Raw genomic sequence first — 6,766 nt, forward strand, 5'->3', positions numbered from 1 at the left:
GCCGGGGGCGCCGGCCCGCAGAGCCGTTGTGCGCCCTTCCACTGCTGGCCGTGCGCACCCGGTCAGAGCGCCCCGGTCGGCATGCAAGACTGCCGCGGTGCCCTGGGAAGCTGCGATGCCGCCTCGCCCGCCCTCGAACCCCGTCGCGCTGATACCGGTCGACCGGTCGCACCGGGCGGTGCTCGGCAATCTGGGTCAGTTGTATCGCCATGACCTGTCAGAGGCGTACGGTCACGTCCCCAACGATGATGGCACGTTCAACGACCGGCCACTCGACCGGTTTCTCGCCGGCGTCGACCCGCAACGCCGGGCATGGTTGATTACCGCGGCCGGCCGTACGGCAGGGTTCGTGATGACCACGCCGACCGAGGACGGCGGCAGGTCCGTCACCAGTTTCTTCGTCGTCCGCGCGCTGCGTCGCACAGGCGTCGGCCGTACCGCTGCCGTTCAGGTCATCGCACTGTGCCCCGGAAGGTGGAGTATCGGCTTCCAGCGTTACAACACCGGTGTCGAAGCGTTCTGGTCGCGGGTGGCAGAACAGGTCGTCGGGGACGCGTGGGAGGTCCACGACGGTGCGACTGCCGAAACGCGGCCCCCCGACACCTTTATCACCTTCACCACCTCCGGCTGACAGGATCGTCGCGGCCGGCGGGAGCTGCTCCCCGGCGGGTCATCGGCGGAGCGTGGCCGGTCGCGGCAACGGTCAGACCTGTCGCCACACCTGGAAGGTCTGCTGAACTCGCCACGTTCCGTCGGGCTGCTGTGCCTCGTTGCGCCAGCGGAACTCGTCGGCGCCGATGTCGGAGAAGGTCCACCGCAAATCACCGCCGTCGAGCACGATCTGCTCGCCGACGCGGGCGGCCCGGAAGGTGTGCGTCCGATGCCGGCCCGGCCCCACCCACGTCGAGCGCCAGATTCCCGGACCCGCCGTGGAATCGGGGAAACGCACGCTGACGCCGTGTTCGACGCCGGGCAGGATCCAGACATCGGTGGTCGCCCGACCGCCCAACGCGTACCCGAAGTGCCACTCGCCCCGGCGGACGGACGAGGACCCATCTGGGTCGTACTCGGTGCAGTCCAGTGCCCAGGAGCCCGTGAACTGTCCGAACAGGCTGAGGTCGACGCCATCGGCCGGGCCGTCCGCGAGGAAGGCGGCACCGACGGCGCGGGATGAGTCGCGAAGCATGTCAGAACGATAGCCACACCACCGAAGCGGGTGAGGTAGCTCGTGACGGCGGCCCGGAACTGGCGAATGAGCGCACGTTCGGAGAAGTCCGGTGTGAGCGAATGCCCGATACTGCTGGACGTGAGTGAAACGGCAGGCCCGGACCGCTGGAATCTGGCGAACACGGCCCTGCGGGCGGCTGCCGACCGGTTCACCGAGATGGTGGCCGCCGCGCCCTCGCCCACGGTCCTGGTCACCGACGACTGGACCCTCGCCGACACCGTCGCGCACGTGGTGTCGATCGCGGTGCTGTACGTGGCCAGACTGGAGGGCACCGAGGTCACCATCCGGGTGCCGGGCCTGGAGGACATGCTCGCCGTCACGAACGTCGACACGGTGGCCGACGTCAACAGCCACGTGCTCGCCCACTTCACCGAGCGGGAGCCGGAAGTCCTGCTGCCGCAGTTGAACACCGCGATCGCCCGCCTCCTGGTCACGACCGCGGATCCGCGGTCGACGGTGAGTTGGCTGGGCAACGCGCGGGTGACGCTCGGCGGCCTGTTCGCCCATCTGACCAACGAGCTGCTCGTGCACGGCTGGGACATCGCGCGGGCGCTGCGCCGACCGTGGCCGATGCCGGACGAACACGCCGCGCTCTACTGGGACCTGTTCATGTTCGACATGCTGCGCGACTCGTACGGGGTGCTGCTCAACACCGAGCTGCCGATGCCTCGCCACCACGTGTCGGTGCAGTTCCGATCGGCGTTCACGCCGACCACGACGCTGACGCTGGGCGACCGCAGGGTGTGGATCGCACCGCCCGACGCCCCGTTCGACGTGCGCGTGAGGTTCCAGCCCGCCCGGTTCAACCTGATGATGTTCGGCCGGATCAGCATCGCGCAGGCGATGCTGCGGCGCGACGTCGTCATCGGCGGGCCACGGCCGTGGCGGCTGCCCGCGTTCCTCCGGGTCGTGCACATGCCCAACGGTCGGCTCGCGCCGGCGGGAACGGAGAGCGCCGATCGACGACGGAGCGACAGGCCGAACGGCGGCGCTGGCGACCTGTGATCGTCGTACGCGGCCGGCCAGCTGTCAGCTGGCCCGGTAGGTGAGGTAGCGGCCCTCCGGCCAGCTGTGGAAGTTGTTGAGCTCGGTTGCCGGACCGCTGCAGTCGGGGGTCCGGTAGCCGGGCACCGAACCGAAGCCACCGCTCCAGGTGAGCATCCAGGCCGCGTCGGCCGGGACCTGGTGGCAGATGCCGTCGGGTGTGGCCAGCCTGCCGGCCACTTCGGTCGGGTAGCTCGAGTAGAAGACCAGGCCCTGGTCCGGGCTCTGGAACGGTTCGCCGGCCACCGCGGGCGACCCCGGCAGCGTCACGGCCAGCGCGGCGATCAGGACGGCGGCGAAACCCGCCGCGGTCCGGTGGGCGAATGTGCGCATGAGCGTCCTTCCCGGAACGGCGTTGAAAGAGCGGACCGAAAGCTGACTCGGTCCAGAGTCAGAGTGACATGCATCGATGTCTCAGTCCATCCGGGACGCCTTTCGACACGGATCGCGGCAGACGCACGCGCTTGATCACGTCGGAGAGAAACCCTCCAGGTCCCGCCCGGCCAGCTCGACGTCGGCCAGGGAAGGTCGCTGCCCCGGGGGCACCTGCGGCCCGCCTCTCGGTGACGCAGGTCGACGGGCGGCGGCCTACGCGTGAGTGCCGCCGGTGATGGTGGCCAACGCATCGAGCAGCGGCAGTGGGTTGATGTAGTCGCGGTACGACAGGATCTGACCGTCCCGGACCCGGAACACGGCGATGACGATCTGCTCGAACGCCGCGCCGGTCGCGACGACGCTGCCGAGCGCCGCATTCACGATGTCCCGGAGCGTGTCCAGGGGACATCGTAAGCGCCGCCGCGCGGGCGCGGTGTCCCGCTGCCGCGTCAGGAAACCGCTTACCCGAGGCTATTGACGGTCGTCACTGGCTGTCAGTACCGTGATGCGGGCAGCAAGAAAGCGCTTTCCGACCCTCACCGTCCGACAGGGAGCGCCCCCATGCCCAAACACCTGCGCGCGATCTGCCTCGCCCTGCTCACCGTCGCCACCGTGCTGAGCACCACCACCGCCCTGCCCGCCGAGGCCGCCCCGCGCTTCCGGGTGCTGGTCTTCTCGAAGATCACCAACTTCTACCACGACTCGATCCCGGCCGGCGTCGCCGCGATCCAGCAGCTCGGCGCCACTCACAACTTCGAGGTCGTCGCCACCACCGACGCGGGCGCCTTCACCGACGCCAACCTCGCCACCTTCGACGCCCTGGTCTTCAACAACACCAACTCCACCCCCGCCTCGGGTGACCTGCTCAACGCCAGCCAGCGCGCGGCGTTGCAGACGTTCATCCGCAACGGCGGCGGCTGGGCCGGCCTGCACGCCGCCTCGGCCAGCGAACGCGACTGGCCGTGGTACGAGGGCCTGGTCGGCACCATCTTCGACTACCACCCCGACTTCTCGGCCACCGGCGGCACGTACCCGGGCCGGGTCAAGGTCCTCGACCGCGCCCACCCCTCCACCCGCAACCTGCCGGAGCTGTGGGAGCAGAGCGAGGAGTGGTACAACTGGCGGACCAACCCGACCGGCAACGTGCACACCCTCGCGCAGATCAAGGTGCGCGACGGGATCAGCGGTCTGGACGAGGGCGTCGACCACGCGTACTCCTGGTGTCAGCGCTACGACGGCGGCCGGTCGTGGTTCACCGCCGGCGGGCACGCCAGCTCCCGGTTCAGCGAGCCGGCGTTCCTGGAGCATCTGCGCTACGGCATCGAGTGGGCCGCCGGCGCGGTCGCCGGCGACTGCTCCGCCACCAGGACCGGAAACTTCGAGCGGGTGGGCCTGGTCACCGAGAACCTCGCCGACCCCTTCGAGCTGGCCGTCGCCCCGGACCGGAAGGTCTACTACATCCAGCGCACCGGCGCGCTGAAGGTGGTCGACTCGAACACGCTCCAGGTCACCACGCTGCTGGACTTCGCCTACACCTCGGCGATGACCGACCAGTCCGACGGGCTGCTCGGGATGACCCTGGACCGCAACTTCGCCAGCAACGGCTGGGTCTACCTGCTCTGGTCCGACAAGACCCTCAAACAGCTCAACCTGTCCCGGTTCACGGTGGCGAACAACAGCGTCGCGCTGTCCTCGGAGAAGCGGCTGCTGACCGTTCCGACGTACCGCGGCGTGGGCCGGGCCAACTCGCACATGGGCGGCTCGCTGGCCATGGACGCGGCCGGTCGCCTGTACGCAGCGATCGGCGACAACACCGACCCGTTCGCCTCCAGCGGTTACACCCCCATCGACGAGCAGGCCGGCCGGGCCGCCTGGGACGCGCAGGGCACCGCCGGCAACACCAACGACCTGCGCGGCAAGATCCTGCGGATCACCCCGCAGGCCGACGGTACGTACACCGTGCCGAGCGGCAACCTCTTCCCGGCCGGCACGGCGAAGACCCGGCCGGAGATCTACGCGATGGGTATGCGCAACCCGTTCCGGATCACCATCGAGCCGCAGACGAACGCGGTGCTGGTCGGTGACTACGGCCCGGACGCCCGCGCCGCCGACCCCAACCGCGGTCCGGAGGGGACTGTCGAGTTCAACCGCATCACCGCCGCCGGCAACTACGGCTGGCCGTACTGCGTCGGCAACAACATCCCGTTCAACGACTACAACTTCGCCACCAGCACCTCCGGGCCGAAGTTCACCTGCGCGGCGCTGACGAACAACTCCCCCAACAACACCGGCCTGACCACCCTGCCGGCGGCGAAGTCGGCGCTGGTCTGGTACGCGTACTCCGCCTCCAGCCAGTTCCCGGAGGTCGGCACCGGGGGCGGCGGCCCGATGAGCGGGCCGGTCTACGACTACGACCCGGCCAACACCCGCACCACGAAGTTCCCGGAGTACTTCGACGGCAAGTGGATCACGTACGAGTTCACCCGCAAGTGGTTCAAGACGCTCTCGATCCACCGGACCGCGCAGACCTTCACCAACTCGCGCTTCGGTCCCACCGCGGTCGGCGACCTCCAGTCGATCAACGGAATCTTCGACAACATGAGCTGGATCCAGCCCTTCGAGGCGGAGTTCGGCCCGGACGGCTCGCTCTACGTCATCGACTTCGGCGAGGGCACCGGCAGCGGTCGTGGCGGCAGCAACGCCGGCGCCGGCATCTACCGGATCGACTACGTGGCCAACGGCCGACCGCCGACCGCGAAGATCGCCGCCACCCCGGACAGCGGACGCGCGCCGCTCGCGGTCAGCTTCTCCTCGGCCGGTACGGCGGCCGGTGACGGCTCGGCGCTCAGCTACGCCTGGGACTTCACCAACGACGGCACCACCGACTCCACCGCCGCCAACCCGAGCTTCACCTACTCGACGGCCGGGAAGTTCACCGCCCGGCTGACCGTGCGCAACAGCGGCAACGGGTTGACCGCCAGCGCCGTCACCGACGTGGTGGTCGGCAACACCCGACCCACGGTGACCATCACCGTGCCCGACGGCGGGTTCTTCGACTTCGGCGACAAGATCCCCTACACGGTGATTGTCACCGACCCGGAGGACACCACCATCGACTGCGCCAAGGTGACCGTCCAGACCCAACTCGGCCACGACACGCACGCCCACCCGCTGGACGTCTACACCGGCTGCTCGGGACTGCTCGCGACCGAGGCGGACGCCGGTGACGGCCACGGGCCGGGGCAGAACCTCTACACCGTCGTCACCGCGCAGTACACCGACGGCGGCGCGGCCGGCGGCGTACCGGCGCTGACCGGCTCGACCCGGGCGCAGCTGCAACCCAAGAGCAAGGAGGCCGAGCACTTCAGCGCCCAGTCCGGCCTCACCGTTAACGACCGGACCACCGCCCGCGCCGGCAAGCGGCTCGGCGACGTCGACCACAACGACTGGGCGGCGTACGGGCCGGTGGACCTGCGCAACATCGGCTCGGTGACGCTCGGGGTGACCAACGGTGGCCTCGGCGGCACGATCGAGCTGCGCACCGGCTCCCCCACCGGCACCCTGATCGGCTCGGCCTCCATCGGCTCCACCGGCGGGTGGGACAACCTGGTCTCGCCCACCGTCACGCTGACCAACAAACCCGCCGGCACCACCGTCCTGTACGTGAAGTTCGTCAACGCCGCACAGGTCGGCGGCACACCGGACCTGCTCTCGCTCGACTGGCTGCGGTTCAACGGGGCCGGCGTCAAGCAGGAACCGGGCGGGACGCTGTCGCTCGCGGCCAACCCGGCCAGCGGCACCGCGCCGTTGACCACCACGCTGACCGCCACCGCGACGGCACCGTCGGGGCAGAGCATCACCGACTACGCGTGGGACTTCGGCGACAACAGCGCCGTCACGCACGGCGCGACCCTGCGGTCGACGAGTCACAGCTACACGCGCAAGGGGACCTTCACCGCCCGGGTGACGGTCACCTACACCAGCGGGGAGACCCGCTCGCTCAACCTCACCGTCACTGCCACCTGATCGGGAGTCGGGGGGGGGGGGGGGGCGCCCCCCCCCCCCCCCCCCCCCCCCGGCCCCCGCGCCGCCGCCCGGGCCGCCCGGTGGGCGAGTTTG

The 6,766-nt window shown here is 69.9% G+C and carries 6 protein-coding genes; 3 read left to right on the forward strand and 3 right to left on the reverse strand.

Annotated features, from left to right (window positions below):
- Positions 1–97: 97 nt before the first annotated feature.
- Positions 98–631: a GNAT family N-acetyltransferase gene (locus AB0J68_RS23610; protein ID WP_354856070.1), complete on the forward strand. Its 534-nt coding sequence runs from the start codon at positions 98–100 to the stop codon at positions 629–631.
- Between the two features lie 72 nt (positions 632–703).
- Here AB0J68_RS23610 and AB0J68_RS23615 read toward each other — a convergent pair whose 3' ends face one another.
- A complete protein-coding gene (locus AB0J68_RS23615) occupies positions 704–1,186 on the reverse strand; it encodes a hypothetical protein (RefSeq protein WP_354856071.1) in 483 nt (160 codons plus the stop codon).
- A 120-nt stretch (positions 1,187–1,306) separates the two neighbouring features.
- On the opposite strand from AB0J68_RS23615, the gene AB0J68_RS23620 reads away from it, so the two are divergent.
- Positions 1,307–2,233, forward strand: coding sequence for a maleylpyruvate isomerase N-terminal domain-containing protein (locus AB0J68_RS23620; RefSeq protein WP_363940498.1), 927 nt, complete (start codon positions 1,307–1,309; stop codon positions 2,231–2,233).
- A 24-nt stretch (positions 2,234–2,257) separates the two neighbouring features.
- Here AB0J68_RS23620 and AB0J68_RS23625 read toward each other — a convergent pair whose 3' ends face one another.
- Both AB0J68_RS23625 and AB0J68_RS23630 read right to left on the reverse strand, forming a co-directional pair.
- Entirely contained in the window at positions 2,258–2,605 is a 348-nt protein-coding gene (locus AB0J68_RS23625; protein WP_354856073.1) for a hypothetical protein, read from the reverse strand.
- Positions 2,606–2,860: 255 nt separating this feature from the next.
- On the reverse strand, positions 2,861–3,028 hold the full coding sequence (locus tag AB0J68_RS23630; RefSeq protein ID WP_355137516.1) for a hypothetical protein: 168 nt from the start codon (positions 3,026–3,028) through the stop codon (positions 2,861–2,863).
- A gap of 180 nt (positions 3,029–3,208) precedes the next feature.
- Here AB0J68_RS23630 and AB0J68_RS23635 point away from each other — a divergent pair, with 180 nt between their 5' ends.
- Entirely contained in the window at positions 3,209–6,673 is a 3,465-nt protein-coding gene (locus AB0J68_RS23635; RefSeq protein ID WP_363940499.1) for a ThuA domain-containing protein, read from the forward strand.
- Positions 6,674–6,766 lie beyond the last annotated feature (93 nt).

Origin of the sequence: Micromonospora sp. NPDC049580, from assembly GCF_040675595.1 — a bacterium.
Lineage (GTDB): Bacteria > Actinomycetota > Actinomycetes > Mycobacteriales > Micromonosporaceae > Micromonospora.